The following is a 26560-nucleotide window of genomic DNA, read 5'->3' as shown; positions in this document are numbered from 1 at the left end:
ACCATTGAATCAACTTTATTTAAATCTGTACGTAATTCCAATATTAACAGCGTAGTCGGCAAATGCCGCATCGCCTTGTGTGTATGTTCCGGTAAGACCGGTTGAGATTTTATCAGGAACACTTTGTGTACGTTCACGGCGCAGTGCAACAGGCACAAATGCATAAATAGAAAGTGTTTTTAAACGGAATGTAACCCCAGGCTCGGCCGAAAGGATATTACCAGGCCTTCTGAAACCGTTACTGCCACCTACAAGATCATGCACTGGTAAGCACTCATAACGTGCGCCTGCCGAAAAATCAAATTTACCTGTTCCATAACTTGCACCGGCCCTAAGCATAACCTGGTCTGGCACACTCATAATATCGCTGCCGTTAGCAATAGCTTTGGCACTTGCAGTACCACCGCGGGCTGTTGACACACCATTTTGCTCGCGTGGGCTTACCAGGTAATAAAAGCCACCATATACTCCAAATTTGTGTGTAAAATTGTAATAGGCATTAATTTCGGTTGTGATACCTGTACCGCCATCACCCAGCTGGATTGATTGATCAACCGGGCCAAGTACTTTAGCATCGGTTGTGCCCTGGTGGTAAAAATAATCCTGGTAGTTATAAGCGCCGGTAGCCAGTTTTAAGCCTAAGCCTACCTGTATATTTCCCTTACGGGCTTTAGCCGGATTTAATAACCAGGCATAAGCAGTTAACCTAACATCGCCCAAACCAAAGGAGTGTGTGTTTAAGCGTTCTTTACCGCCATGCTCATATAATGATGAACGACTGTTATCCACAATGGGTACATCCACCGCAAACGACCAGCGGTTGTTAAAAATACGGGTTAGCGTTATGTCATTGGTGTAGGAATGGTTAATAACATTGGTACCTAAAGCTATACGTTGTTTTTGTTCGGCTGTACCAACAAAATGTTTGTACGATCTGAAATAACGGCTATTGCTATTCAACAACCAGCTTCCCGCAGCAGCGCTGGCACTATCCGGATGTTCGTCCATCGCGCACAAACCACCTGTACTCCTGATGGCAACACAGCCCTGGGCGTTTACTTTTGTCGTGGTAAAAAGTGCAAATAATACGACTACACAGCTCAATTTTAAAATTACTTTCATAGTTTTTTTAGTTTTTATTATTGTTTAGATAATTGAATATTAAGGCCGGGTGATAAAACCCAGCTAAAACCTGCTTTTTACAGGGTATTAGGTTAATTAATTTGTTTGTAAATGCGACGATTTTTTAAAAGACCATGATAAAAAACCAGTAGGCGACCGCTTGACGGCAAACCATAGGGATAACAATACCCCATAGCTGCCGCCGCGCTCAACCCATTCAAATATTTCGTATTTAGGATAAAATAGTTCGCTTGTTATTTTCCAGATGATAAACACCAGCAGAACATTTGCAAAAGGGCGTATTAGTACAGAAAACGCTGCTAAAACTTCAAACATGCCAACTATTAGCGCAGTTTTACCCGGGTCTTTAAAACCTAAAGCATGGTATTGGTTAATTAAACCTTGCTTTTGGATAAGGTTTAACCAACCATGGCCCAACAGCAGCAGGAACGCGAACAGCCTTAAACAAGTTAAAACATTTTTTAAGGTATGTGCATCAAGGTTTACGTCGTCATTCATCCGGCCGAACCATTTTTTTAGCGGCATTTTAAAACCACCCTGCAATAGTAACAGCACGAAGGGAGCACCAAAATTACCTGCGCGTTCAATAAACTCGGCAAAAGGCTCACCCGATAAAGGACGCATGGAGGCTGTTATTATCCCCCACACTACCAGCCAGCCTGCTACCGCACGTATTGGATATACCAATAACGACAAACCAAACACAATATCCATCATGCCCACATATGGCATCAACGTGTACGACATATCGTGCCCAATACCAACTACTGCAAAATAGTTACACCATATTTGTTTGGTGATGATGCCAAAAGCACCATGACCTATAAAACACATTGCTGATGCAAATCTGAGCGTGTAGTATATATTTTTATCTGAAATTAAACGCGACATTTTATTGTATCTTAAACTCTCCCTACTCGTTATAATCCTGCTCCGTCTGCCTTACCCCTGTTAACCGCGAATTGACCTACTGCTTTGCCGGTTACCAAACCAACTTCACAGTCGCTGCGGAAGTGGATACCGCCATACAACCTCGACATGGCAGCTGCCTGGGCCAAATCTGTAAACTTAGATCCCCTATCAGGTAATAAATAAGTTAATACAGTGGCAGCTGCGCCGCTAAAGTTAGAGTGCCCCGATGTATAAGCCGGGAAATTTGGCACACCTGTTAGCGTTTTAATCAGCGGATCAACCTGCGATGGGCGTTGGTTAAAGTAAAAATATTTTGTATCCCAGCAAACTATAGCTGCATCCATCTCGGCCATATTTAGTAAGGCAAAGTTACGGGCCCAGCGTACTTCGCTATAATTTTGTTTCACAAACTCATCGGCAGCAATAGCATTCCAATGGCCGGCCGGCGTATAAGTTGCAATCCCATCGGCCCAAAAAGCAACTTGCTCTTCATGTGCGCGGCTATGGTCTTTGCTCATCGATAATACTTCATCAACTTCTTTCTTAAATTCGGCTGAAGTAGATAAATAAGGTGGGGCCGGGCGCAATGAAACAACAGTTAATGTATCAAACAAAAACGGGAGCACTTTTGAAAATAAAGGTAACATTGGCGGCCTTTTAGGTGTTTCTAAACTCACCCAAAACTTTCCTGATTCAAATGCTGTGCTTTGTAAAGTTGCCCAAACAGCCGGGGTACCAATTGCTTTACCTGCACGGTCTCCACGGGCGCGGGTCGCAAACAAGGCCGCAACCTGCTTTCCTAATGATTCGCCTGCTGTGATTTCGCCACGTGTATTAGCACCTGCCATTATGCGGTATTCTTTTTCTTCCTGCGCTTTTTGGTTGATATAAGCCAATTCGGTAGGGAACAATAATTTCATCAACTCGACCGTGGTACCGGCAACAACGGCATCCTCACTTGGGTACGATGGCAACTCGGAAACCGGCACCAGGGCTTGTACAGCCGCATCATTTTTGTATGGGGCCGTACGTTTATAGGTATTTTTAAAGTGCCATGCAGCCAACAAAGCATCATACTGAGCTGCGCTTACGTAAGCATAGGCACGTGCGGCATATGGTGGGTTCGAGAACGGAAATTCGGGATAATTAAAGGGGTTGGCCGAGTTTGGCGCAGGATAGGTACCATCTGCATTTTGATATGGTGCAACGTTATGTTTGGCCACCAACTCGCGCATAATCTCGTTCCACCTTAAAACAGCGCCTGCGCTCCAGTATTTGATAGATGCTTTTTGGTCGTCCGTTAAATTACGTTGCGCTGCCTTAATTTCGTTAATATCTGCCAGGTAAGCAGGTGATGTAACTGCATCAGGTGCAGCTACAGTAAGTGTGCTAAAATCTTTAACCAGCACAGGTTTCCAGGTATCGGCATTAAGATCAATATTAGCGGGCGCAAGTGCGGGGTATTGTTGAGTGCGGTCTACAATGTCTTTTTTACAGGATGCGCTAAATATAGCTACACCTATAAACATTGATGGTATTATATAAAGTAATGATTTTTTCATCAGATTCTCTTTTATATTATTAAAAATTATTTCTCTTTCCTGGTGTTAAAAATATAGTAAATACCACCGTAGAAACTGCGCGACTGACCAACATTTCTGCCTTTCAATACATAATTGCCGCCTGCTGTAAGTTCTAACCCAGGTATCTTGGTAAATGTGTATTTAAGGATGAGGCCCGCAATCTGCGAATTCATTTTATTACTTGGGAAAGGATTATCGTTTTTCCTGATATCAAAGCCACCATGTGTATCAACCTGTGTAAAAGTAGCCTCGGCATTAAATTGAAGGCTCCGGAAACCGGCGCTGATTAAATAATTAGAAACATCAGGCATTTGCACCTCGTTGGTGTAATGCATTTCGGTAGTGTAATACGAGTTTCTATCGATAGTGATATTGCTCCTGTGCACATACTGATAGGCACCAGCCACAAAAAACTGGCTCACCTGGTAATTGAGCAAACCACGTAAAGCAACGTTTTTACTGTGCAAACCAATAGACAATGGTAAAAAATCAGCCTCGTAGTTACTTGCAGGTATCGAGCCCGAAAGGATAGCATGTAAACTCAAAGATCCTTTACCTATCTCATGTTTAACAGCCAGCCATTTTACATACGCACTTACGTCCTGTAAATTATGTTCGCCGCGTAAAGTGCCCGCTGATGCATTCGTGCTAACATAAGGCAGTGCAACTGATACATTGATTTTGTTTGAAAGGCCATAAACAAAGCCGAGCATATAAGCATTCGAACTTACAGTACCCATGTTTGGCGCATCGCGTTTAAAAGTACCTTCCCAATAATGATCCCACTGGCTGTGTGTATAAACACCTGCAGCGCAAACGTAGTTTTTGGGAATCATCAGCGCGTCGGCATCGGTTTGGGCTTGTACATGTTTAGTTAAAGTAAGGCAGACAGCCAAAACAATACAGCATCTGTAAAAATACAGCAATGAATGTTTCATTCTATTTAAGTAAGGAAATTCAATAAAAATTTAATAATAAACTAACTGATAGAAAATGATTTAAAGCACAATACGGGGCGTTAAATATTAATTCAGCATAAAGCAGGGAAGCTCATAATATGTGTTACCAAATATTACTTTTACAGCACCACGGGCACTATTAAAAGTTATCAAATGGATAACCAAACTGTACTTATCTTTTTTTTGATAAAGAACAATTCAACATCATAATGTATAAGCTATAATTAGCAGATAAAATTCGGCGGTTTGCCGGGCGATTCAATGTAGGGATCGTTAACATGGTAGGCTATAGGGCTTGCAACGGCTTTAAGCAGTGTTGAAAAGGCAACAAACTGATAGTCTATTACCTGGAAACTATAATCGTTCCCTGTGCCCGACTTTTTAAGCGAATCGTGACCTTTTTTGCTGAGCGGTACGTCATTGATTTCTTTAGCAATAACCAGATTGGCAGATACCAGGCGGGTTTTAACGCTATTGGCGATACAAATGAACGACATGGTATCAGGCGACATTTTGTATCTTAAATAATTATAATAAACACCTTTTAGCTGTAACTGGCCGTTATCCCTAACATAATGATCCCATTTTTTTATGCCGGGAAGGTGAACGGGAATTTTGATTTCGACAAGTTTGGTAGCGTCAATCTTGTTTTCGTAAATCTCTTTCACTATCTGTACCTCGGATTGATGTATGAAATACTGAAATACAAACTGGTATCCGCCCAAATTGAACAGATGCACGTTAAGTAATAGTATTGCAATAAACCTTTTCACTTTTCCAGATTAACTATTAGGGTAATAATTACCGGTAAATATATTGTTACAATATTATTAAAACAAATAAATTTAAAAATTGCAGCCCGCAAGGTTTTAAACACGCATTGATAAATCAATTGGTTAGTTGATAATAATTACTTATTACAACAAAATAGCCCCTGGCGAGTTGTAAAATCTCGCGATTTTTAAACTCGGTATTAACTGTAAAATGTTCTCAATTAGTTACCTTGCTTCATCCCTTACACCGATTAAATTTATGAAATGATAAATAGAAAACACTTTTCGGCATCAAATATCATATTTGTAGTGCTCATGGTATTGGTTGTAATTACCTGGCTAAACCCTAGCGCCAAAGTCGAACTCATACGTGGGCTGATGGCAGTTGGTGCTTTTAAGCCAGATCCTGATGATTATGCCCGTAACCATAAAGAGCTTGTTAGGCTACCCGACTATAGTTACCGGGATACATCAGGAAATATTATATCTATATCCGGCCTGAAAAACAAAGTGGTATTTGTGAATTATTGGGCCACCTGGTGTCCACCCTGCCTTGCCGAAATGCCATCAGTTAATAAGCTTTTCATGAAGTTTAAAAATAACGCCAATATTGTTTTTGTGATGGTTGATACCGATAACGACCTGCTAAAGTCGGCTACGTACTTCAAAAACCATCATTACAGCCTGCCATTATATACATCGGTTAATAAATTTCCGGATACTTTACTGGATGGTACCATACCAACAACGCTAATATTTGGTAAGGACGGCAAGCTAAAATACAAACACACGGGCGCAGCCGATTACGACAGCGATAAGTTTAATGAGTTTTTGCAGAAAGAAGCGAAATAGAGTCAAGAATCAAGACAAAAGAATTTCTAAGTGAAATTCAAACAAAAGCCTATATCTATATATACGGGCTCACCGTACTATAGTATTGAAAACAAAACAATTCGTTACGCTCAACTCACCATTCATCAATAATTTTTATTGTTAAAACAACACTTATTAATTATTTTTTCTTTTCTTTACAGCATAAACCTGTTATTCCATGAAAAGAAATTTGCTCTCATCACTTGGCGCTGCCGCCTTGTGTTTAATTTCGGCATCCGGTTACAGCCAAACCGGAACGCTTAGTATCAGTACCGATTCAAAAACAACCATCAGCAAGCACATTTACGGGCAATTTGCCGAGCATTTGGGCCATGGCATTTATGGTGGTTTTTGGGTTGATAAAAACCTGCCGGTTAAAAAACAGGACAGGATTAGGCTGGATGTGGTAGAAGCATTAAAGAAGATAAAAATACCTAACCTGCGCTGGCCGGGCGGATGTTTTGCCGATGAATACCATTGGCGCGATGGCATTGGCCCCTCTGCATTGCGCCCCCGGATGGTAAACACCAACTGGGGCGGCACTACCGAAGATAACAGCTTTGGTACGCATGAGTTTTTGGAGCTTTGCGAATTATTGAAATGCGAGCCTTACGTAGCCGGTAATGTTGGCAGCGGAACTGTAGAAGAAATGTCGAAATGGATTGAGTACCTTAACTCAAACAGTACCAGCACTGTGGTTAAAGAACGCATAAAAAACGGCCATCCGGCGCCATATAAGGTAACCATTTGGGGCGTTGGTAACGAAAGCTGGGGCTGCGGCGGTAACATGACACCAGAATATTATGCCGACCTTTTTAAACGTTACGCTTCCTTCGCTAAAGATTACCCTGGTGCGCATCTCAAAAAAATAGCCAGCGGGCCAAATTCAGACGATTATAACTGGACAGAGGTTTGTATGAAAAACATACCAAACTGGATGATGTCGGGCCTATCAATGCATTATTATACCATCCCTACCGGTAACTGGGGTAAAAAAGGCTCGGCTACTGAATTCAGCGAGAAGGAATACTTTAACACAATGGTTAACTGCCTTAAAATGGAAGAGCTGGTTACTAAACACTCGGCCATTATGGATAAATACGATCCCGGAAAAAAAGTAGCATTGGTAGTTGACGAATGGGGTGTTTGGACAGATGTAGAACCAGGTACCAACCCTGGCTTTTTATACCAGCAAAACAGCCTGCGCGATGCATTAATTGCGGGAACAACACTTAATATTTTCAATAACCACAGTGACCGTGTGCGCATGGCAGCTTTGGCGCAAACTGTTAATGTATTACAATCACTTATTTTAACAGACAAAGAAAAAATGGTGCTTACCCCTACCTATCATATTTTTGATATGTACAAAGTGCACCAGGATGCCAAATACCTCCCTATTAAACTGGACGCACCGAACTACGAGGTTGATGGCAAAAAAATCCAGGCAATAAATGCATCAGCATCACAGGATAGTTCAGGAAAAGTGCATATATCATTGGTTAACCTTGATATGCACAATGCCATCACAATTACTACCGAATTAAAAGACGTAAAATGGAGCGCCGTTAAAGGCCAGGTGTTAACATCGGCCAACATTACCGATATTAATACGTTTGCAAATCCAAACAAGCTGCACCTGGTAAGCTTTACCGGCGCTAAAAAGGATGGTGATAAACTGGTGGTTACACTACCCGCAAAATCGGTAGTGACACTAGAGTTACAGCCCCTCTAAATCTCCCCTGAAGGGGAGACTTTAAAAAATCCCTTTATTAATAGTAGTAAAACCTTCTTAAGCCCTCCCCTTTAGGGGAGGGTTTGGGTGGGGCTTCTCCCCCATATATCTTTCAACGCTTTTTTTGCCGCATGATACCCGCACATACCATGCACCCCTCCACCCGGCGGTGTGGATGATGAACAAATATACAACCCTTTGGCGGTGGTTTTATAAGGCGAAGCCCTTAACACCGGCCGCGTAAATAACTGACCTATATCTATCACCCCGCCATTGATGTCGCCACCAATGTAATTGGGATTGTATTCTTCCAACTGAGCCGTGTTAAAAGTATGTTTAGCCAAAATAGTATCCCTAAAACCAGGCGCAAAGCGTTCAACCTGCTGTTCTATAATACCGGTCATATCTTTATTTGAGCCATTCGGTACATGACAATACGCCCATGCCGTATGTTTGCCTGCCGGCGCCCGCGATGAGTCGAAGATGCTTTGCTGGGCCAAAAGCACGTAGGGTTTATCCAGATGTTTACCTTTCCAAATCAGTTGCTCTCCTAAGGCTATTTCTTCAAACGTGTTGCCAATGTGCACTGTGCCTGCCTGTTTTACAGCTTCGGCCTTAAAGGGCACCGGGGCATCCAAAGCCCAATCTACCTTAAATACCCCGGCCCCGTAACGATAGCGTTCCAATTGCCATTTGTATAAGGGCGAAAATTTATGCCCGGCAATTTTTAATAGCTGTTTTGGCGTAATATCGAATAAAACAGCATGAGACGAGGGCAGTTGGTTTAATGATTCTACATAAGAACCCGTCTTAATTTCGCCGCCAATTGATACAAAATACGATGCCAAAGCCTTCGCTATTTGCTCCGATCCGCCTTTGGGCACCGGCCATCCTTTTAAATGCCCCTGCGCCATCAATACCAATGCAATGGCCGATGTGGCGATATTGCTTAAAGGCTGCATAGAATGTGCCGCCATCCCTGCTAATAGACCTTTTGCCTCTTTGGTTTTAAACTTTTTTACTAACCTGGTAGAGGGCATTATGGCGGGCAGGCCGAATTGTGCCAGCAACAATGGATGCTTCGGATAAGGCAGCGGGCCTAAAACATCTGCTGCTATTAGCGGCCAGTTTTTTACCACGGGTTGCATTAAATCAAGGTAAGCCTGTTCATCCTCACCAAGTAACCTGGCGGTTTCCGTTACCGATTTAAGCAAAACAGCAGCCGTTCCATCATCAAAAGGATGGGCGGCTGCTATCTCTGGAAATATATATTCAAGGCCATGCAGGGCAAGCGGCAATGTTTCAAAAAAAGGCGATGCAACCGCCAGTGGATGGATGGCCGAACAGATATCGTGTTTAAAGCCGGGCAGGGTAAGTTCGGCAGTGCGCAGCCCTCCTCCTATTTCACTTTTACCTTCAAGTAATAAAACGGAAAGACCGTTTTGCTGTAATAAAATTGCTGCCGCCAGTCCGTTTGGTCCCGATCCTACTATTATCGCATCGTAATCGCGCTTTTCAAGCTTCATGTATGGTGCAAAGAGGTGTTAATACCCCTAAGATATCCAAATTAACTATTTTAAGCCGACATTGTTTAGTTTAAAACCTCGCCTGCGTGCGTGGCCTGGGGCACCTCAATCAATTTGCCCGACCGCACATCATATATATAACCGTAAATGGGAATGTTACCGGCTACTAATGGATGATGCCTTATTCGTTCCACATCTTCAATAACGCTTGCTTCAAGATTTTTAAAGGTGAGAAATGCGATATGATTGGCCTCGTCAGACCCGCCGTTTTCATCAGTATTGCGCCAGCCGTTTTCGTCGATAGTGGCGGTATTCAGGCTTTTGGAGAGTAACCCGCGAATGATATCGTCGGTAAACAAGCCCATACCGCAATCGGTATGGTGTATTACAAACCATTCTTTGGTGCCCAATAATTTATGCGATATCACCAATGAGCGGATAGCATCATCGCTTGCCCGGCCGCCTGCATTGCGGATTACATGCGCATCACCCTCGGCAAGGCCTGCGTATTTAGCAGGATCAAGGCGGGCATCCATACAGGTTAAAATGGCAAACTGGCGTGCCGGCGGTATGGTAAGGTTACCCTTATCGCCAAAATGTTTTACATATTCATCGTTAGCTTTTAGTACCTGCCGGTGTACTTTGCTTTTAACTTGCTGAAGCTCATCAATTGCGTTTGACATAATTTTAAGTTTTTGTGAATAAACCTCGTTTTAAAATTATCAGGCTGATTTCCTGCTGTTAGCTATCAACGATGATTCGTAAACCGATGTAATGATAGCCTCACCATTGAAAGTTCCTAAAAAGTCAAGGTCAATATGGTTGTAAATCACCTGCTTATTGGCATCGATGATATAGGTGGCCAGTAAGGGCACATTAACATCAATGCCCGAAAAACGGTTCCAAACCGGGTCGTTGTCAGAATAAATCCTGAATGTTTGGGCTATGTTGTTCTCCTCATCGTGATAAAAGTTAAGGGTAAAGCTATTTTCCCAGGCTTGTTTTGCCAGCTCGTCGGTACGTTCATCGCTGATAACTAATAAACTTCCCCCATTAGCCCTTATTTCCTGCTGGATATTGTTTAGTTGCTGTAACAACTCAAAGCCTTCCTCTTTCCAGTGATGCGAGTAGAATGCGATAACTAATGGTTTTTTAGCCAGTTGCCTTAAAGCTATTGGCCCATGGGTTTGTGCACCGTTGAAAAACGATTGCCAACGGGTGTAATCATTGGAAAACTTTAAGTCAGGAATATAATTACCTGCTTTTACAGGTTGCAAAGCGCGGTAAGGTTTAAAAGCAATATCATTATCTGGAACAATTTCTGAAAGATCGAAAAACGGGTATTTATTATTGGCAGTTGACATTTTTTGTAATGTTATTAATGGTATTTAAATTACGTTCATTTGAGCAGATGAGAGATGGATTACCTTCAACAACGGCATAAGCCATAAATGATCTGCCTGTAATGCAACGCACTATTAAAAAATGGTCTGTTTAAATAATTTGTCGGGTAAGCGTTCATAAAATATATTAAATAACAAGGTCAGTAAACTTTTGGGAGGATCTGTGGTTTTAATGGAGAGAAACTCAACAGCAGCAACACATATACATTAGTCCTCTTAAATCGTGGCGATTTAAAAAGTTATTTGATTTGCATTTTATTGTGTTGCTTAACATGCCTTTGAATTAATGAAACAAATATACTATAAAGTCTATGTAATTAGTATACATTTTTATAAATATTTTTATTCTTCTTTTAGTTGCTTAACTTACCAATAAAAATATACATGTTAAAAGGCATTTGCAAATACATTTCCGTAATACTTATCCCACTCATATACATACCATTAGGCTGCAATCATGGCGCAAGGCCAAGTCAGCAGTCTTCGGCCGACTCACTGAAGAAAAAGGCCGCTAAGGAATGGAGCAAAACAATCCCCGGCAGTTTCAGCGATCAAACCGAGGCCGTTTTTGATAGCACACTGCTTGTTACTTTTGTTAAAACCCACCCTGCATTTGAACCATATGTTAAGGATATCAGCCTGTTTTACAGCAAGCGCAAGTTTGCTTACGCCTGGTACAATAAAGGAAAGTTGATTGAACAAGCCGGAAACCTGGCAGACAGAGTAGGAAATTTACAAAATGAGGGAATTTACAAAGCCATTCCCTACCCCAAAGTTTTAGACTCATTGATATTTGCGCCTAATAGTAAAATAACGAAACCCAATATCGAAACAGAGTTAATGCTGACGGCCCAGTATTTTGTGTTTTCAAAACTGGCTTTCCAGGGCATGAGCGAATCTACCAGTAAAGGTGTAAACTGGTTTTTACCGCGCAAAAAAATCTCCTATAATGATTACCTGGATACTTTGCTGAAGCAAACGGGCAAAGGCAGCAGTACATTGTCAGAACCCGTTTACAGGCAGTACGATTTATTAAAAAACTACCTCGCCAAATACCGGGTTTTAGACACGAAAGAAAAATGGACAACGATACCACCGGCCAAAGGCATAAAACCAGGCGACTCATCGGTTGTAATCCCATTGATACGAGCACGGCTTTTTAAATTGGGAGATTTTAAAGGCGACACGTTAAACAATGTTTTTGATGATGCTTTACAACAGGCTATAAACCAGTTTCAGCTAAGGCATGGCTTAACTGTCGATGGTTTGCCGGGACCAGGAACACTTGCAGAGATGAACGTACCCTTAAAAAAACGCATCAGGCAAATTATTGTGAACATGGAACGATGCCGCTGGCTGCCAATTAGTTTAAACAGCGATTACCTGGCAGTAAATATCCCCGAATTTAAGTTGCACGTTTATCATGCTGATAGTTTGTTGTGGAGTTGCAATGTGGTTGTAGGGCAAAAGGTGCATCAAACGGTTATATTTTATGGTCAGATGCAATATGTGGTGTTTAGCCCGTACTGGAATGTACCCGAAAGCATTGTACGGAACGAAGTTTTACCCGAAATGCGAAAAAACTCCAATTATATCAGCAAGCACAACATGATCATTACAGGCCGCGAGAATGGTTTGCCGGTAGTTAAACAAAAACCGGGGCCCGAGAACTCGTTAGGGCTTGTGAAATTTTTATTCCCCAATAGTTATAGTATTTATTTGCATGATACACCATCGCGATCATTATTTGGCGAGTCGTCAAGGGCGTTTAGTCATGGTTGCATCCGGGTTGGCGAACCCGCCAGGCTTGCCGCCTTTTTGCTAAAGTATGATACCACCTGGACTGCCGGTAAGATTAACAAGGCAATGCATCTGGGCAAAGAACAAACCATAACACTAAAGCAAAAAGTGCCTGTATTTATCGCCTACTTCACAGCTTTTACCGATAGAGATAACAAGCTGAATTTTCGCCAGGATATTTATGAGAGGGATGAACAACTGGCGTCGATGATATTATCGGGAAGCGGGAAATATTAGAGAGAATGTTAATTTACAAAAAAACTTCATTGCGAGGTACGTAGCAATCCCCTACATGCTAATTAGCTTTGCTTATCGGGGATTGCTTCGTACCTCGCAACGACGTGATTATATGACAATGACTACTTCTACTTCAACACTGATACCGCTTTATTGGCATCCCCAACTCCCCAAACAGTACCTGGTTTATCGCCCATGGTTATTTCCAGCTCGCCGCCGGCCATCAGGGTTTCGTGCGCAAAATAAGTTTTGGTATAGTTTACACCATTTAGTTTCATGGCGTTGATATACATATTTTTAGGCCCGTTATTTTTTATTACAACGTGAAATGTTTTATTTCCCTGTAGTTTCAGCGTTGCCTCGGTGATTACCGGGCTGCCAAAAACGTAAAGGCCATTTGCGGGGTTAACGGGGTAAAAGCCAAGGGCCGATAGTACATACCATGCCGACATCTGGCCAACATCTTCATTACCAATAATACCGTCGGTTTTAGTGGTGTAAAAGTCATCCAGGATATAACGCACCTTAGCAGCTGTTTTCCATGGCTGGCCCGAGTAATCGTAGTAATAGGCCATCGGGTGCCCAGGTTCGTTACCGTGCGCATATTGGCCAATTAAACCGGATACATCTGGCGATTTAAATTTGCCCATATCCCCCTCGGCAATAAATAACGAATCGAGCTTGATATTAAATTTATCTTTGCCACCCAGCAAGTTAATTAATCCTTCAACATCCTGGGGCACCAGGAAGGTATATTCCCAGCCATTGCCTTCGGTAAAGTCGCCGGTTTCATGAATTGAGATAAACGGGCTGTAAGGTGTGCGCCATGAATTGTCGGCTAAACGGCCACGCATAAACCCGGCTTTAGGATCGTAGTAGTTTTTGTAGTATTTACCGCGTTTGCTAAAATATTCATAATCGGCTGCTTTGCCCAGTTTCTTGGCAACCTGTGCAAGGCACCAATCGTCAATGGCATATTCTAAACCCATCGAAACAGATTCGGCAGTGCTATCCGCAGGAATAAAACCCAGTTTTTTAACAAATTTAACACCGCGTGCATCCTGCATCGCCGTGGTTTTCATTGCTTCATAAGCCAGATTGGCATCAAAGCCTTTATATCCTTTCAGCAACGCATCGGCTACAACAGGCACTGCGCTATAACCAACCATACAGTTAGTTTCATTAGCCATTAAATGCCAGGTTGGCAATGTACCCTGCTGCTGATAAATAGCCAGCATTGAGTTTATCATATCATTAGTATGCTCCGGGTGAATGATGGTTGACAGCGGGTTGTTAGACCTGTAAGTATCCCATAACGAAAATGTGGTTACGTTATTAAAACCAACGTTTTTATGCACCTTCTTATCGGTACCCCAATATTCGCCGTTTACATCATTAAATATAGATGGCGCTACCATGGAGTGGTAAAAAGCGGTGTAGAATTTCTTTAATATCGACAATGAATCTGCTTTAATGTTGATTTTGCCCAACTGTGCATTCCAGGCCTGGTCTGCCTGGGTAACAACTTTTGCAAAATCCCAGCCTGGTATTTCGGCTTTGATGTTCAGCATGGCATTGGCCGAGCTTACCGGCGAAATTCCAACTTTAGCGTAAACAACCTCGCCTTTTGAGGTAGTAAAGCTGATAACGCCTTTAACTTTTGCTCCTTTTAACTTAGTACCAGCCGCTTTTGCTGTACTATCGTAAACGGCAAATTTTTCTATCGGTTTTGAGAAAACAGCGGTAAAGTAAATACGCTGATCAGCCGCCCATCCCTTTGAAAAGCGGTAACCGCTGATGGTGTATTTATCTTCCTGCTTAATATAAGTTTCATATGATCTGTCCCAGCCAATACCTTCCTGTAAGTCAATCACAATGTGGGCATCTTTTGAAGATGGGAAAGTGTACTTGTGCATCCCAACCCTCGTGCTGGTTGTAAGCTCGACACCGATATCGTAGCGTTTTAGCTTAACCTTATAATATCCGGGCTTCACAACTTCGTCTTTATGGCTAAAAAGGGAAACATAGCCATCTTGCATATCTTTCAAACTGCCTTTATAAGTTTTGATGGCACCGGTGGTTGGCATAAAAGATATATCGCCCAAATCGCCGATACCGGTACCACTTAGGTGTGTATGCTGAAACCCAATAATAGTTGAATCGGAAATATGGTAGCCCGAGCACCAATCCCACCCTTCGGACAGGTTAGTTGGCCCTAATTGCACAGCACCAAAAGGAACGTTTGCCCCAACAAACACGTGCCCGTGGAAACCGGTGCCGATATAAGGATCGACGTATTTGGTAAAAGACACAGGTGCAATACCTGTCGTTTTTTTAGCTTTTGGTGCCTGGCCAAATGCGGTCACTGTTAAAACTGCCAGTATCCCGGCTAAGAGGGTCGTTTTTTTCATTTGTAATGTGTAGAATGTATGCCGGGTTTGCTCAAACATAAGCCCCGCTATATAATAGATTATTAATAAACGCTTAATTCTGCAACGCTAATGCCATTGCCCGCTATAACATGTTCAGCCTCAAATTTAAAATACCTGGCGCTTACCGGGTTGCTTAAAACAACCGGCTGCTCAATCGGGTTCGATTTAATATTCGAGAACTCTCCCGAAGCAACTTTCACCCATTCCATACCATCCAGGCTTGTGTAAAATGTATAGCGGTCAACAATACCATCGGGTTGCTTATCCTGCCTTGGTAAATATCCAAATGCTTTGATTTGGCGAGCTGCCCCCATATCAATGGATATTTGCTGCGGAAATTTTGCATCACTCTTGATTAATGTGCTGTATAGCGTACCTGGGTGCTCATCAATCGCATTTTCTGCCCGGTTACCACCGTCATTTGCAGCAGTCGCGTCAATTATTTTCCAATCTGCTTTGGCATAGCCAAATGAAGCAAAAGCAACATCGCTTTTCTGCCCCTTGCCTTCAAAGCTACGTGCTTTAACAATGCCGCCGTTAACCAATAAAACCGGCTCCTTGTAAACCGGCGACGCAAGGGTTGGTTCCTGCCCGTTCAAAGTATACCTGATGGCACTCACCGGCGCTTCTGTTGTTATGCTAACCTCGCCTTGTTTATTCCGCAGAATTTTAGGAGCAGTTAAATGCACCGGTTCCTTAAATAATCCAAAATCGCTAAGCGCAATGGCAACAGGCGATTTTGTTATGCTTAACCTTAATTTACTTGCCGTAATGTTTTGAGTTAAGCGGATCAGCCTGTTACCGCCTATGCTGGTGGCTGCGCCAATCTGCTGCCATTTGCCGTTCACAAAAGCATCAATCTCAAAAGCTTCTATCCGCTGGCCTAACTTAATATTTTCGCGTAAGCGGATAACGTTGAATGTTTTTGGCGTGTGCAGGTCGATAGTTAAACTGGGCGTGGTTACTTTATCATCAGTAGCCCAATAACTATACCTGTCATTATCTAACAAAAGCTGCGGGCCAAAGCTTAATTTATTGCCACCACGTATGTTGCTTGCCGTAACGGCAGCGCCTTTTGCCAGGTTAACCGCAAAGGTTTGTTTTAACAGGTTACCAAATTGGGTAAGCGATTTAACGTCTATCTCATTTACAATCCCCCGCGGATCAGGCGACAAGCCTAAATCAAGCGCGGCACCGCGCCCTACACTTTTATAATACAGATCGAGCAATGTATAGGGCGATTTTACGCCATCATCCTGTGTTTTGTGATAAAACCAACCTGGCCGTAATGATACATCGCATTCTGCGGGCATCCAGAAATCGCCATTGCGGGTACCTTCAGTGCCTTCGTAGTCTTTTACAAAACCGTTGCCCGGCTTTTTGCCTTCTACCGGGGCATGGGGCGTATAGGTGGCCCAGCAGGTTTCGCCGGCATGGCCCTCCTCGTTGCCAACCCAGCGTACATCGGGGCCAACATCACCAAAAATAACGGCGTTAGGCTGCAGTTTACGGGTAATAGCCCAGGTGGTATCCCAGCCATAGTAGGTGGACCTGTCGATATGCCTCACCTCGCGCTTGCCGCCATAGTAGCCATCGCCACCGTTGGCGCCATCATGCCATGATATAAACAGCGGGCCATAGTTGGTATATAATTCGCGCAATTGCTCGCGGTATATTTTGATATATTCATCCGTACCGTAGTTAGGGTTATTCCTGTCCCAGGGCGAGCAATATACCCCCAGTTGCATTCCTAATTTATTGCAAGCTTCGCGGTACTCTTTTAAAATATCACCTTTTCCATTTTTGTATGGGCTTTTGGATATGTTATGTTCGGTTGTTTTGGTGGGCCAAAGGCAAAAACCATCATGGTGCTTGGCAACCACTACAACGCCTTTAAAACCGCCGGCTTTGGCGGCCGCTACAATTTGCATGGCGCTAAATTGCGACGGGTTAATGAGCTTAGGATCTTCATCTCCATAACCCCACTCCTTGTCGGTATAAACATCAACGCCATAATGGATAATGCAATACATACCCATTTCCTGCCAGTTTAACTGTCCTTTTGTTGGTAATGGGCCGTATGGCTTCGGTGCCGTTTGGCTAAATCCTTTTAGGCCGATAGCCAACAACAGTAATATGATACCTGTAACCTTTTTCATGAATACATCTTAATTTTTAAACCAACCAGCCGGTACATCCTGTGGTGCCGAACCATTAACACTATACTTCAGGCCAAGTTTAAATCCGCCTCCTCCCTCAATAAAATCGAGTTGAAAAGGATGGGCACCCATTTTTAACGCTACTTGCCCACTGCGTTCCTGGGCCGAATGGTTTCCATCGTTATTTACAACCATATTGGGGCCTATTTTTAATACTCCTCCATCATCGCAGGTTAAATAAAAGCTATAAATACCATCGGCAGGAACATCAATATAGCCTTTGTAGGTAATACCAAATGATGGCGCTTTTACAGTTGCCGGTACCTCAATTTTATCGGTAGTAAAAGTACTATCAACTTTAGCATCCTTCATAAAAGCTGTTGCTTTAAAGTAGGCTTTGTAATAAGTACAGGCCAGGCCGGGTTTGGGCGGCGCTATTTTAACCGGACCAAGCATTTGCTGTTGAGTATAATTCAGGTTGTAAACATCGCCGCGGGTGCCATTTGGTGTAAATGCTGCAACCCTTACCGATTCGGATTTTTTGATAACTAATGGCGTGGGCAATACCGCTGACTTTAAGCCAGGCAAGGTTCCATCAGTAGTGTAACGGATGGTTAAAGTTGGCAAAGGCGATGCAATACTTAATTTGCCTTCATCGGTAAATACATACTCGTTTAGCAGGCCTGGCAAATCCGGCAGGCGATAATTTATCCCCAGAGCATCCATCCTGCTATATTGGCGTACCAGGCGCTGCAGGTATGAATTATATTTATCAGGCTGATTTGTCCAAAGCATTTCGGCAAGGGCGGTCATCCGGGGCATGACCATATAATCGGCACGGCGCTCGGAAGGGATCTGTTCTGTCCAGATGTTAGCCTGGGCACCAATAATTGATTTAGCCTCCTGTGCATTAAGTACTTTGGGGATGGGGTTAAAATGATATACCCTGTCAATAGCATACTGGTCGGGCTGGTTATCAAAATATAAGGGCTCGCCGGGGGTCATAATCACGGTATTGCCGTTTTTAACCGCCTCAACCGGGGCTTTAGGCACCCATCCGCGCCAGTACATTACAATAGCTGTGGGGCTTATACCACCTTCAATAATTTCATCCCATCCTATCAGTTTGCGACCTTTGGAGTTAAAAAATTTCTCCATGCGGTTAATAAAATAGCTTTGCAGGGCTGCGAGGTCTTTTATGCCTTCCTTTTCCATCAAAGCCTTGCAGGCATCAGATTTACCCCAATCGGTACGGTCAACCTCATCGCCGCCTATGTGAATGTATTTGGATGGAAAAATATCCATAATCTCGGTAAATACGTTTTGTGCAAACTCAAAAGTGGTTTCGTTACAGGGACAAATAGGCTTGGTAAACAGGGTTCCCCATTTATTCTCGCCATTACAGGTTAAAAACGGGTATGAGCTAATGGCAGCCATCATATGGCCCGGCATATCAATCTCGGGGATAATATCAATATGCCTTGCAGCCGCGTAGGTTACAACGCCCTTCATTTCCTGCTGGGTATAAAAACCTCCGTAAAGGGTTTTACCATCGCGCTGGATAATGTGCTCCTTATCGATCACAAAATCGGGATTGTCCTTTGAACGTTTCATGCATGACGAATCCTGGTTGTTGAATGTACGCCATGCCCCTTCTTCAGTCAGTTTGGGATATTTTTTTATTTCGATACGCCAGCCCTGGTCGTCGGTCAGGTGCAGGTGCAGCTTGTTCATTTTGTAAAGCGCCATCCTGTCGATAAACTTTTTAAGATAGCTGATAGAAAAAAAGTGCCGCGAAACATCCAGGTGCATGCCACGCCACTCATAAGCAGGTTCATCTTCGATGGTTAACACCGGCAAAGCAAACTTTTTACCAGTGATGCCCCTCTCTATTGATACGGGCAACAGTTGACGGATGGTTTCGATTGCGTGAAAGACGCCTGCACCAGAATTAGCTAAAATTTCAACATGATTTGGCTTGATAGTAAGCCGGTAGCCTTCTGATGCTGTTATATCGGTACTTTTAATAATGCTTACAGCTGCTGCGGATTGGCTTTTAGCTTGTGCTAACTTTTGTCCAAGCCCTTTTTCTAAAAAAGCCATGAGTTCTTTAGCCTCGCTCTTAAATGCTGGCCCGCTCACAGTTGTTCGTGCGGTTATAACAAATGCACCTTTGCCTGATGTTAATTTTGCAGGATAAGGTATCAACGGAAATTTAGCTACGTCCTGTGCGTTTGCGCTATACCATAAAAACAAAAGTGGGATTACCAGTTTGATGCCGGCATTTTTTCGTAAAAAAGCTATCATTGATAGTTTGAATTTTGAGTAATATTTTCCTGAAATTATTCGCCGCTATTTATGTCACCCACCTAACAAAGTTATAATAAACCCTGCTTATTTTGCCCTGTGATAACCGATCTGAATAATTTTATAAACATATCAAACTTTTTAATTTTATTAAAGAAGATTAACACAAATTGCCCTAATTAAGGCGAATTAGCACAAATATTGGTTTTCAAGTTGACGAACTAATTATTACTACAGAGCTTAAAATTTGGCAAACTTTTCAAATTCGTGAAATTCGCTTCAATTCGTGTATATTTCAAATTCGTCTTCTTTCAAACATTTATCCAACCTGCCTGTTCCTTTCTTTATGATAACCAGCGGCGTAACATTCGGCATTAACAAGGAAGACGGAGAACATATTAATATCGCGGTCGATCCGGCAGATATTAATAAAACTGACGAAAACAGCAACGGAACCTACAAGCTATATAAGGATATAGATAGTCCGAAAACCTTTGATAAAGGATATTTGGGTGCTATTTTTTTAGATAACACCGATCCGGGATATCATTATTCCGGCGGTACCGACCTTACCGATTTCGAATTAAAACAATTGGCCAAGCTGATAAGGGATTATCATGCTACCGGTAAAGAGTTTGACGATCATCAACGCGATATCAGCACCAAATAGCTTTACGGAATAACAACCGCATTAAAAGCCTTCAAATATTTAGTTATATAATCTTGCTTCGTTTTTGATTTGTATTGCATAATAAAACGTGGGTGCTCCAGCGCCACAACTTGTTTAAAGAACCGGTGCTCTTCATTAAGTTTGCGTAAAAAGTTTTCGTTTTTACCGGTACCAAAGCAGAAACAAACATCGGTTTCAAATCCTATAGCAATTTGCTTTTTGATGTTTTCTACAATGAAAGGGTACACTGCTTTTGTTAGTTCGGGCGTATCGTAGTAATTATAGTTTACCTCTTTACCTTTTGGCCCAGTTATGGTGAAACCCAGCGGGCAAACGGAATGAATATAAAATTGCCGGTAAAACTGTTCTATTCCCCCAAAGGCTTCAATCATATCGTAAACATATTCTGATGATGGTTCATGCGTTATTGGGCCGGTATAGGGTATGTGGCATTTGCTAATCATTCGTTTAGGGTCAGTAAAGGATACTCCCGTCATACCCGAACCAAAACGCCCCGGATTTATTCCCAACACCAAATGGCGGGGATGATTATCGCCGTAATATTTATTGTAAAACTGCGTGGATACATCCAATGCAAAATCATTGTCCCTAAAGGGGTTCATAATGCTTACCCCTGCTGGTAGCTTTCCAGTATATTCCAGTTGTTGGTTAAAGGTTATTATTCTATCGGCAAAGGTGTTCATACAGGGTAAAATTAGCAAAAAGCAAAATGCTTAAGGAATAAAGTTATTTTGGATGGATCTGTTTACTTTTACGTTATGGGCATTATCAACTTTACTACTTTCCTCGTTACTTCCTTTCTGTTCATCATCTCACCGGGTATCGATACCATTTTCGTGCTTAACAAATCAATAGCCCAGGGCAAAAAGGCTGGCATTTACGCAACGCTGGGTATCACTACGGGGGTGCTGGTACATACTACGCTGGCTGCTTTTGGTTTGTCGTTAATATTATCACAATCGGCAATGGCTTTTAGCTTTTTAAAATACGTCGGCGCTGCCTACCTTGTGTACCTTGGCATCAGTAAGCTTTTTTCAAAAGAAGAAATTTTACAAAGGGATGTGGCCATCGTATTAGAGCCTGTGCATAAAACTTATTTATCTGCGGTGTTAACCAATACCCTTAACCCAAAAGTTGCCATATTTTTCCTGGCATTTTTCCCCCAATTCATCCATCCGGCACAAATTAACAATGCCCTGCCCTTTGTTTTGCTTGGTATAACCTACGCGCTAATGGGTTTAGCCTGGTTTGCTGTGCTCACGTTTTTTGCCGGCTCATTATCCGGGCGACTAAAAAAGCAGCCTTTATTTAGTATTTGGCTTAATAAATTTTCGGCGGGTGTTTTTGTGTTGATGGGCATTAAAATTGCTTTCACCAAAAGGTAAACAAAAAAAGTCCCGGCTACTTTACAGCAGCCAGGACAATTCAAATCACCCTAAAAAAATCTTACTTCATATATTCTTTGTCCAGGAACAAATACCTTGCCCTGTCGTTTTCTGTTTTTTGTTCGCTTTTTACGTCAATGACCATAAATTTGACAGGGCTTTTGCCCGCTGTGTTGGCGTCCCACTTTGGTAATCCTGCACCGTTTGGATTGTAATTTTTAATAAAATTAGCAAAATAGCTTTCCATGGTTTCCGATACTTTAAAGTCGTCAGGTGTCCAGGCGTAAACTTTATTTCCGGCGAGGTTACCCATAGCATACTCAATTTCGGATGCATGCGATGCGCCAACTGCCGCAGGCGTTTTTGGCATAGCCATTCCACCATTATTTTTTACCACACCACCCGCAAGCCCTGCGGAGGCATTACCCATTTGTGCTGTCATGGCCGGACGTATGCGCGAAAAGCAATACCGATAAACCGGTTTACCGCCTGTTTTTATCTGCAAATCGGCCCATTTCCAGGTGCTGTACACGATAAAACGATCGCTTGATAAAGCTGTTGCCGATTTAATTACTTCTTCGTCTGTAGATGCCGGGTAAAGTTTCATTACTTCTTCGGCTTTATCGCCATACAATGTGGTTAATGTTTTTTTATAATTATCCAATGTGGGGGCATCGCCGCGCATTACAAACTGGTAAGGCACCTCGGCCGAGTTCCAACCAACTAAAATCGGGATTTTAGCCTGCTCGCCGGCCTCAAAAATCTCCGGTAACGATTTTGGCAGTAAGTAGCCATCAATAGTAGGTGTGTTTGGGGTTGCGTTTGCACTATACGCTGCGTTAAGCAAATCGGCGGCAGGTATAGCCCTTAAATCGGCTATTGATCCGGCTTTCATGTTTACTGCAAATTTCGCTCCATTTTTTTCGGCATCAGCCAAGGGGATTGAATTCAAAGTTGGCTTAATGCCGGCGCCGCTCTCTCCTATCGCTGCATTGATTAAGTTTTTTGATAATGGAGATGCCATTTGTACCGATACAGATATCGACCCCGCCGATTCGCCTGCAATAGTAACATGGTCAGGATCGCCGCCAAATTTAGCTATATTTTTTTTCACCCATTCCAATGCCGCATGCTGATCAAGGTAACCATAATTACCCGACGAATGATTTGGAGATTCGGCAGTTAATTCCGGATGCGAAAAGAACCCGAATATGCCCAAACGGTAATTTACTGTTAACGCCACAATACCACGTTTTGCCATGCTTTCGCCGTCATAACGCGATTCGGAACCATCACCGGCCGCTAAACCGCCGCCGTAAAAATAAACCAGTACCGGCAACTTTTCCTTCATGGTTTTGGCTGGTGTCCATACATTAAGATAAAGGCAATCCTCGCTCACTCCCGATGACCTGAAATTCATATCACCAAAAATTGGTTTTTGCATAGGGTTGCCCGCAAAATGATCGGCCTTTAAAACGCCTGTCCAGTTTTTTGCGGGTTGCGGCTCTTTCCAGCGCAAATCGCCAACAGGCGGCTGTGCAAAAGGGATACCTTTAAAAATTGTTATGGCCGAGCCGGCTTCTTTTACGCCTTCCAGTGCACCGTTTGCAACAGTTACTTGGTTTGTTTGTGCAATTACCTTCATGGTAGTTAGCTGCACCAGCAGCAATACTGCTAAAAATGGTTTCCTCATATGGTTTATAATTGGTTATTGAGAATTAATACAAACACCAGTTGTGTTATTGTATCATTATGTTACAATAATAATTTATTTTTACGCCGCTAACAAATTTTTTTGTTAATTGCTATAATATATATGCCTTTAAACAATAACGAGTTCAAAAAACAGGAAGCTGATGCACAAGGCGAAGGTTATTTACCTGGCCTGGCTATTGATGCGGTGATTTTTGGCTTTCATGACAAACAGCTTAAAGTCTTGCTGCTTGCCTATAAAAACACCAGCTTATATGCCCTGCCCGGCGGTTTTATTCATGATTACGAAGATGTTAACGAAGCTGCCCGACGCGTATTATTTGATCGTACAGGGCTAAAAAACATCTTTCTTGACCAGTTTTATGTTTTTGGCGACAGAAGCAGGCACGACCCGGAGCCGCTGAAAAAAATCATGTCGGTAAGAGGGACTACGCCACCGGCCGACCATTGGCTGTTAAAACGTTTTGTATCTATTGGCTATTACGCGCTGGTCGATTTTACAAAAGCCATCCCCACTCCGGATAGCATTTCAGATAGTTGCTGCTGGTATGGCCTCGATGATTTACCTGTGCTGATGCAGGATCACCAGTTAATCATAAAAAAAGCTTTGGAAACCCTGCGCGTAAACTTAGATCAGAAACTGATAGGCTTTAACCTGCTCACCGAAGATTTCACCATGGGCGATTTGCAAAGCCTGTACGAAACGGTATTAAACAAGAAACTCATCCGTGCAGCCTTTCAGCGTAAGATGCTAAGCCTGGGGATATTGGAGCGAATAGCCAAGAAATTTACCGGCGGCGCACACAAAGCCCCGTATGTTTACCGGTTTATTTCTGATAAGTAAGCTATTGTCTTAATTATCCCCTCTAAATGTCGGATTCTGCCCTTTGGGTTTAGGTTTAATCAGTGTAGATTTACGTATAAACCATTAAGAAAATTTTATCAATTAAAAACCTCGACTAAGATGGCAACAATTAATCCTTATTTAAACCTACCTGGTACAACCGAAGAAGCATTTAATTTTTACAAATCGGTATTTGGCGGCGAGTTTTTGGCCGTGATACGTTTTAAAGATTCGCCAGGAGGATCTGAGAATGTAGCCGAAGCGGACAAAGACAAACTGATGCATATTGCCCTGCCCATAGGCAAAAACATCCTGATGGCTACCGATAGCATTGGTGAAATGGGCATGGGCTACAAACAAGGTAATAATTATCATGTCTCTATCAATGCTGATAGTAAGGAGGAAGCCGAAACCATATTTGCAGCACTATCTGCAGGCGGCCAGGTTATGGTGCCGCTTGCCATGGCCGAATGGGGCGACCTGTTTGGTTGGTTTACCGATAAATTTGGCATATCATGGATGGTAAGCTACTCACCTAACCGCCCACAATAATCTTCATTGTTATGAGCGCAAAAACAATTAACATCACCTACTGGGTGCTGACAGTATTGCTGGCTTTAGTTATGGCCGGGGATGGCTTTGGTGGAGTTACCAGGCAACAGGCAGGCATCGATGTATTGAAACACCTGGGCTATCCTGTTTATTTTATGGTGATAATGGGCACTGCCAAACTTCTTGGTGTAATAGCCATATTGCAAAACAAATACAAGGTGGTTAAAGAATGGGCCTATGCTGGCTTTTCCTTCACCTTTTTTGGGGCAATTGCCTCAAGGGCATTTGCAGGCGATGCGGCCAGTGAATTTATCCCACCCATCGTTATGCTTGCGTTCTTGTTTGTTACCTACTATTTTGGGAAAAAATACAATCAATTAAATCAAAAACACTAAAGCACAGATTTTCGATATAAAATACCGGCCGATAATTGACGTGCATGGCAAATCGGTAAAACTATAGCTAACGGGTAATTGCCTGGCTGATTGAATTGATTCGTTAAAATCGCAGGAAACCACACACCTGTTCAATCATTAATTAGTCAGTCCGCGTTGCCTTATCGCTTCATACAAAATAACCCCGGTTGATACCGATACGTTAAGCGATTCGATCTCTCCAAACATCGGGATTTTGGCCAGGTGATCCGCTATGCGGATGATCTCGTTGCGTATACCGTCTTCTTCCGATCCCATGATAATGGCCGTTGGGGCAGTATAGTCGGGTACGTAAATATCTTCTTTAGTTTTTTCGGTGCAGCAAACCAGCTGCAGGCCCGATTCCTGCAAAAACCTAACGGTTTGCATAAAGTTATCATGGCGGCAAACCGGTATCTTATATAACGCGCCGGCTGAGGTTTTGATAGCATCCGGGTTAATCTGAGCCGATCCTTTCGCCGGGATAACTATGGCATGCACGCCTGCACATTCGGCGGTACGTGCAATCGCCCCCATGTTGCGCACATCGGTAATAGAATCTAGTACCAATATCAGCGGTACCTCGCCTTTTTCAAAAACATCGGGGATAATATTCTCTATTTTTTGATAAACAATTGGCGAAATAAAAGCAACGGCGCCCTGGTGGTTCTTGGCGGTAAGCCTGTTCAGTTTTTCAATAGGCACTTGCTGTGCTGTAATATTATATTCGGTAAGCAGGGCTTTCAACTCATGCGATAAGCCGCCGGCCGCACCACGTTGTATGTATAATGCCTCAATCTCTTTGCCCGAAGTGATCGCTTCCATGATAGCCCTGATGCCAAATACCATCTGGTTACTTTCGCGCTGAGGTCTTGAATTAAATGTCATTTTTGGTATGGATAATTTTGGCAAAAATAGCTATATTAATTGATTAAGCGGTTATTGAACTCAATTGACATTTTGGTTCACACCATTACAACTAACATTTTCAAACTTTATTAACACCGTTTTAAGTGGCTATCAATGAACTCTTTAATATCACAACTAACATCTTACTAACAATTGTGTGTTAATATTAAAAGCATTCAACACTATAAATTATTAAATTGAGAATGATTGC

22 protein-coding genes are annotated in these 26560 nt (G+C 42.6%); 8 read left to right on the top strand and 14 right to left on the bottom strand.

Features of this window, described 5'->3' with window-relative positions:
• Positions 1-15: 15 nt before the first annotated feature.
• From AC1DU2_RS19410 to AC1DU2_RS19390, 5 genes are all read right to left on the bottom strand, one after another.
• Positions 16-1122 carry a hypothetical protein gene (locus AC1DU2_RS19410; protein WP_477367822.1) on the bottom strand — a complete coding sequence of 369 codons (1107 nt, stop codon included), beginning with the start codon at positions 1120-1122 and terminating at the stop codon, positions 16-18.
• Positions 1123-1218: 96 nt separating this feature from the next.
• The gene (locus AC1DU2_RS19405; protein WP_477386161.1) at positions 1219-2034 is read right to left on the bottom strand and encodes a hypothetical protein; all 816 of its coding nucleotides are present in this window, start codon (positions 2032-2034) and stop codon (positions 1219-1221) included.
• Positions 2035-2063: 29 nt separating this feature from the next.
• The gene (locus AC1DU2_RS19400) at positions 2064-3617 is read right to left on the bottom strand and encodes a vanadium-dependent haloperoxidase (RefSeq protein WP_477386159.1); all 1554 of its coding nucleotides are present in this window, start codon (positions 3615-3617) and stop codon (positions 2064-2066) included.
• Between the two features lie 26 nt (positions 3618-3643).
• The gene (locus AC1DU2_RS19395; protein WP_477386157.1) at positions 3644-4576 is read right to left on the bottom strand and encodes a hypothetical protein; all 933 of its coding nucleotides are present in this window, start codon (positions 4574-4576) and stop codon (positions 3644-3646) included.
• Between the two features lie 245 nt (positions 4577-4821).
• Positions 4822-5370: a hypothetical protein gene (locus AC1DU2_RS19390; RefSeq protein WP_477386155.1), complete on the bottom strand. Its 549-nt coding sequence runs from the start codon at positions 5368-5370 to the stop codon at positions 4822-4824.
• A gap of 264 nt (positions 5371-5634) precedes the next feature.
• Between AC1DU2_RS19390 and AC1DU2_RS19385 the strand changes: the two genes are divergently transcribed.
• Positions 5635-6222 (top strand): TlpA family protein disulfide reductase, encoded by a 588-nt coding sequence (locus AC1DU2_RS19385; RefSeq protein ID WP_477386153.1) that lies wholly within the window; start codon positions 5635-5637, stop codon positions 6220-6222.
• 199 nt (positions 6223-6421) lie between these two features.
• Positions 6422-7978, top strand: a complete 1557-nt coding sequence (locus AC1DU2_RS19380) for an alpha-N-arabinofuranosidase (protein ID WP_477368306.1) — start codon at positions 6422-6424, stop codon at positions 7976-7978.
• A gap of 71 nt (positions 7979-8049) precedes the next feature.
• Here AC1DU2_RS19380 and AC1DU2_RS19375 read toward each other — a convergent pair whose 3' ends face one another.
• From AC1DU2_RS19375 to AC1DU2_RS19365, 3 genes are all read right to left on the bottom strand, one after another.
• Positions 8050-9504 carry a phytoene desaturase family protein gene (locus AC1DU2_RS19375; RefSeq protein WP_477386151.1) on the bottom strand — a complete coding sequence of 485 codons (1455 nt, stop codon included), beginning with the start codon at positions 9502-9504 and terminating at the stop codon, positions 8050-8052.
• A gap of 65 nt (positions 9505-9569) precedes the next feature.
• Positions 9570-10187 carry a beta-class carbonic anhydrase gene (locus AC1DU2_RS19370; protein ID WP_477368300.1) on the bottom strand — a complete coding sequence of 206 codons (618 nt, stop codon included), beginning with the start codon at positions 10185-10187 and terminating at the stop codon, positions 9570-9572.
• Between the two features lie 39 nt (positions 10188-10226).
• The gene (locus tag AC1DU2_RS19365) at positions 10227-10868 is read right to left on the bottom strand and encodes a peroxiredoxin family protein (protein WP_477386149.1); all 642 of its coding nucleotides are present in this window, start codon (positions 10866-10868) and stop codon (positions 10227-10229) included.
• A 423-nt stretch (positions 10869-11291) separates the two neighbouring features.
• Here AC1DU2_RS19365 and AC1DU2_RS19360 point away from each other — a divergent pair, with 423 nt between their 5' ends.
• Positions 11292-12944, top strand: coding sequence for a L,D-transpeptidase family protein (locus tag AC1DU2_RS19360; RefSeq protein ID WP_477386147.1), 1653 nt, complete (start codon positions 11292-11294; stop codon positions 12942-12944).
• Positions 12945-13072: 128 nt separating this feature from the next.
• Here AC1DU2_RS19360 and AC1DU2_RS19355 read toward each other — a convergent pair whose 3' ends face one another.
• The 3 genes from AC1DU2_RS19355 to AC1DU2_RS19345 form a co-directional block, all read right to left on the bottom strand.
• The gene (locus AC1DU2_RS19355; protein WP_477386145.1) at positions 13073-15355 is read right to left on the bottom strand and encodes a GH92 family glycosyl hydrolase; all 2283 of its coding nucleotides are present in this window, start codon (positions 15353-15355) and stop codon (positions 13073-13075) included.
• Between the two features lie 62 nt (positions 15356-15417).
• Complete coding sequence (locus AC1DU2_RS19350) at positions 15418-17535, bottom strand: alpha-L-fucosidase (RefSeq protein ID WP_477386143.1); 2118 nt, start codon at positions 17533-17535, stop codon at positions 15418-15420.
• Between the two features lie 9 nt (positions 17536-17544).
• Positions 17545-19842, bottom strand: a complete 2298-nt coding sequence (locus AC1DU2_RS19345) for a family 20 glycosylhydrolase (RefSeq protein ID WP_477386141.1) — start codon at positions 19840-19842, stop codon at positions 17545-17547.
• Positions 19843-20188: 346 nt separating this feature from the next.
• Between AC1DU2_RS19345 and AC1DU2_RS19340 the strand changes: the two genes are divergently transcribed.
• Positions 20189-20512 (top strand): hypothetical protein, encoded by a 324-nt coding sequence (locus tag AC1DU2_RS19340; protein WP_477386139.1) that lies wholly within the window; start codon positions 20189-20191, stop codon positions 20510-20512.
• 2 nt (positions 20513-20514) lie between these two features.
• On the opposite strand, the gene AC1DU2_RS19335 is transcribed toward AC1DU2_RS19340, so the two are convergent.
• Positions 20515-21216, bottom strand: a complete 702-nt coding sequence (locus AC1DU2_RS19335) for a uracil-DNA glycosylase family protein (protein ID WP_477386137.1) — start codon at positions 21214-21216, stop codon at positions 20515-20517.
• A gap of 75 nt (positions 21217-21291) precedes the next feature.
• Between AC1DU2_RS19335 and AC1DU2_RS19330 the strand changes: the two genes are divergently transcribed.
• Complete coding sequence (locus tag AC1DU2_RS19330) at positions 21292-21918, top strand: LysE family translocator (protein ID WP_477386135.1); 627 nt, start codon at positions 21292-21294, stop codon at positions 21916-21918.
• 61 nt (positions 21919-21979) lie between these two features.
• Here AC1DU2_RS19330 and AC1DU2_RS19325 read toward each other — a convergent pair whose 3' ends face one another.
• Positions 21980-23611, bottom strand: a complete 1632-nt coding sequence (locus AC1DU2_RS19325; RefSeq protein WP_477386133.1) for a carboxylesterase/lipase family protein — start codon at positions 23609-23611, stop codon at positions 21980-21982.
• Positions 23612-23734: 123 nt separating this feature from the next.
• On the opposite strand from AC1DU2_RS19325, the gene AC1DU2_RS19320 reads away from it, so the two are divergent.
• The 3 genes from AC1DU2_RS19320 (at position 23735) to AC1DU2_RS19310 (ending at position 25422) form a co-directional block, all read left to right on the top strand.
• Positions 23735-24475: an NUDIX hydrolase gene (locus tag AC1DU2_RS19320; RefSeq protein ID WP_477368007.1), complete on the top strand. Its 741-nt coding sequence runs from the start codon at positions 23735-23737 to the stop codon at positions 24473-24475.
• A 120-nt stretch (positions 24476-24595) separates the two neighbouring features.
• Positions 24596-25027, top strand: coding sequence for a VOC family protein (locus tag AC1DU2_RS19315; protein WP_274213482.1), 432 nt, complete (start codon positions 24596-24598; stop codon positions 25025-25027).
• An 11-nt stretch (positions 25028-25038) separates the two neighbouring features.
• The gene (locus AC1DU2_RS19310; protein WP_477386131.1) at positions 25039-25422 is read left to right on the top strand and encodes a DoxX family protein; all 384 of its coding nucleotides are present in this window, start codon (positions 25039-25041) and stop codon (positions 25420-25422) included.
• Between the two features lie 138 nt (positions 25423-25560).
• Here the strand turns inward: AC1DU2_RS19310 and rlmB are convergent, their stop codons facing one another.
• Positions 25561-26328, bottom strand: a complete 768-nt coding sequence (rlmB, locus tag AC1DU2_RS19305; protein ID WP_477368000.1) for a 23S rRNA (guanosine(2251)-2'-O)-methyltransferase RlmB — start codon at positions 26326-26328, stop codon at positions 25561-25563.
• Positions 26329-26560: the final 232 nt, after the last annotated feature.

This window comes from Mucilaginibacter sp. P4_C11, assembly GCF_056402115.1.
Note: the sequence above shows the minus strand (reverse complement) of the source record. Positions and strands in the feature narration are given on the sequence as shown.

Bases quoted from the DNA above. Each gene is read 5' to 3' on its own strand.
- AC1DU2_RS19380 (WP_477368306.1), top strand. From the start codon at position 6,422: ATGAAAAGAAATTTGCTCTCATCACTTGGCGCTGCCGCCTTGTGTTTA.
- AC1DU2_RS19345 (WP_477386141.1), bottom strand. From the start codon at position 19,842: ATGATAGCTTTTTTACGAAAAAATGCCGGCATCAAACTGGTAATCCCA.
- AC1DU2_RS19365 (WP_477386149.1), bottom strand. From the start codon at position 10,868: ATGTCAACTGCCAATAATAAATACCCGTTTTTCGATCTTTCAGAAATT.
- AC1DU2_RS19360 (WP_477386147.1), top strand. From the start codon at position 11,292: ATGTTAAAAGGCATTTGCAAATACATTTCCGTAATACTTATCCCACTC.
- AC1DU2_RS19385 (WP_477386153.1), top strand. From the start codon at position 5,635: ATGATAAATAGAAAACACTTTTCGGCATCAAATATCATATTTGTAGTG.
- AC1DU2_RS19405 (WP_477386161.1), bottom strand. From the start codon at position 2,034: ATGTCGCGTTTAATTTCAGATAAAAATATATACTACACGCTCAGATTT.
- AC1DU2_RS19320 (WP_477368007.1), top strand. From the start codon at position 23,735: ATGCCTTTAAACAATAACGAGTTCAAAAAACAGGAAGCTGATGCACAA.
- AC1DU2_RS19340 (WP_477386139.1), top strand. From the start codon at position 20,189: ATGATAACCAGCGGCGTAACATTCGGCATTAACAAGGAAGACGGAGAA.
- AC1DU2_RS19325 (WP_477386133.1), bottom strand. From the start codon at position 23,611: ATGAGGAAACCATTTTTAGCAGTATTGCTGCTGGTGCAGCTAACTACC.
- AC1DU2_RS19375 (WP_477386151.1), bottom strand. From the start codon at position 9,504: ATGAAGCTTGAAAAGCGCGATTACGATGCGATAATAGTAGGATCGGGA.
- rlmB (WP_477368000.1), bottom strand. From the start codon at position 26,328: ATGACATTTAATTCAAGACCTCAGCGCGAAAGTAACCAGATGGTATTT.
- AC1DU2_RS19355 (WP_477386145.1), bottom strand. From the start codon at position 15,355: ATGAAAAAAACGACCCTCTTAGCCGGGATACTGGCAGTTTTAACAGTG.
- AC1DU2_RS19315 (WP_274213482.1), top strand. From the start codon at position 24,596: ATGGCAACAATTAATCCTTATTTAAACCTACCTGGTACAACCGAAGAA.
- AC1DU2_RS19330 (WP_477386135.1), top strand. From the start codon at position 21,292: ATGGGCATTATCAACTTTACTACTTTCCTCGTTACTTCCTTTCTGTTC.
- AC1DU2_RS19310 (WP_477386131.1), top strand. From the start codon at position 25,039: ATGAGCGCAAAAACAATTAACATCACCTACTGGGTGCTGACAGTATTG.
- AC1DU2_RS19350 (WP_477386143.1), bottom strand. From the start codon at position 17,535: ATGAAAAAGGTTACAGGTATCATATTACTGTTGTTGGCTATCGGCCTA.
- AC1DU2_RS19335 (WP_477386137.1), bottom strand. From the start codon at position 21,216: ATGAACACCTTTGCCGATAGAATAATAACCTTTAACCAACAACTGGAA.
- AC1DU2_RS19395 (WP_477386157.1), bottom strand. From the start codon at position 4,576: ATGAAACATTCATTGCTGTATTTTTACAGATGCTGTATTGTTTTGGCT.
- AC1DU2_RS19370 (WP_477368300.1), bottom strand. From the start codon at position 10,187: ATGTCAAACGCAATTGATGAGCTTCAGCAAGTTAAAAGCAAAGTACAC.
- AC1DU2_RS19410 (WP_477367822.1), bottom strand. From the start codon at position 1,122: ATGAAAGTAATTTTAAAATTGAGCTGTGTAGTCGTATTATTTGCACTT.
- AC1DU2_RS19400 (WP_477386159.1), bottom strand. From the start codon at position 3,617: ATGAAAAAATCATTACTTTATATAATACCATCAATGTTTATAGGTGTA.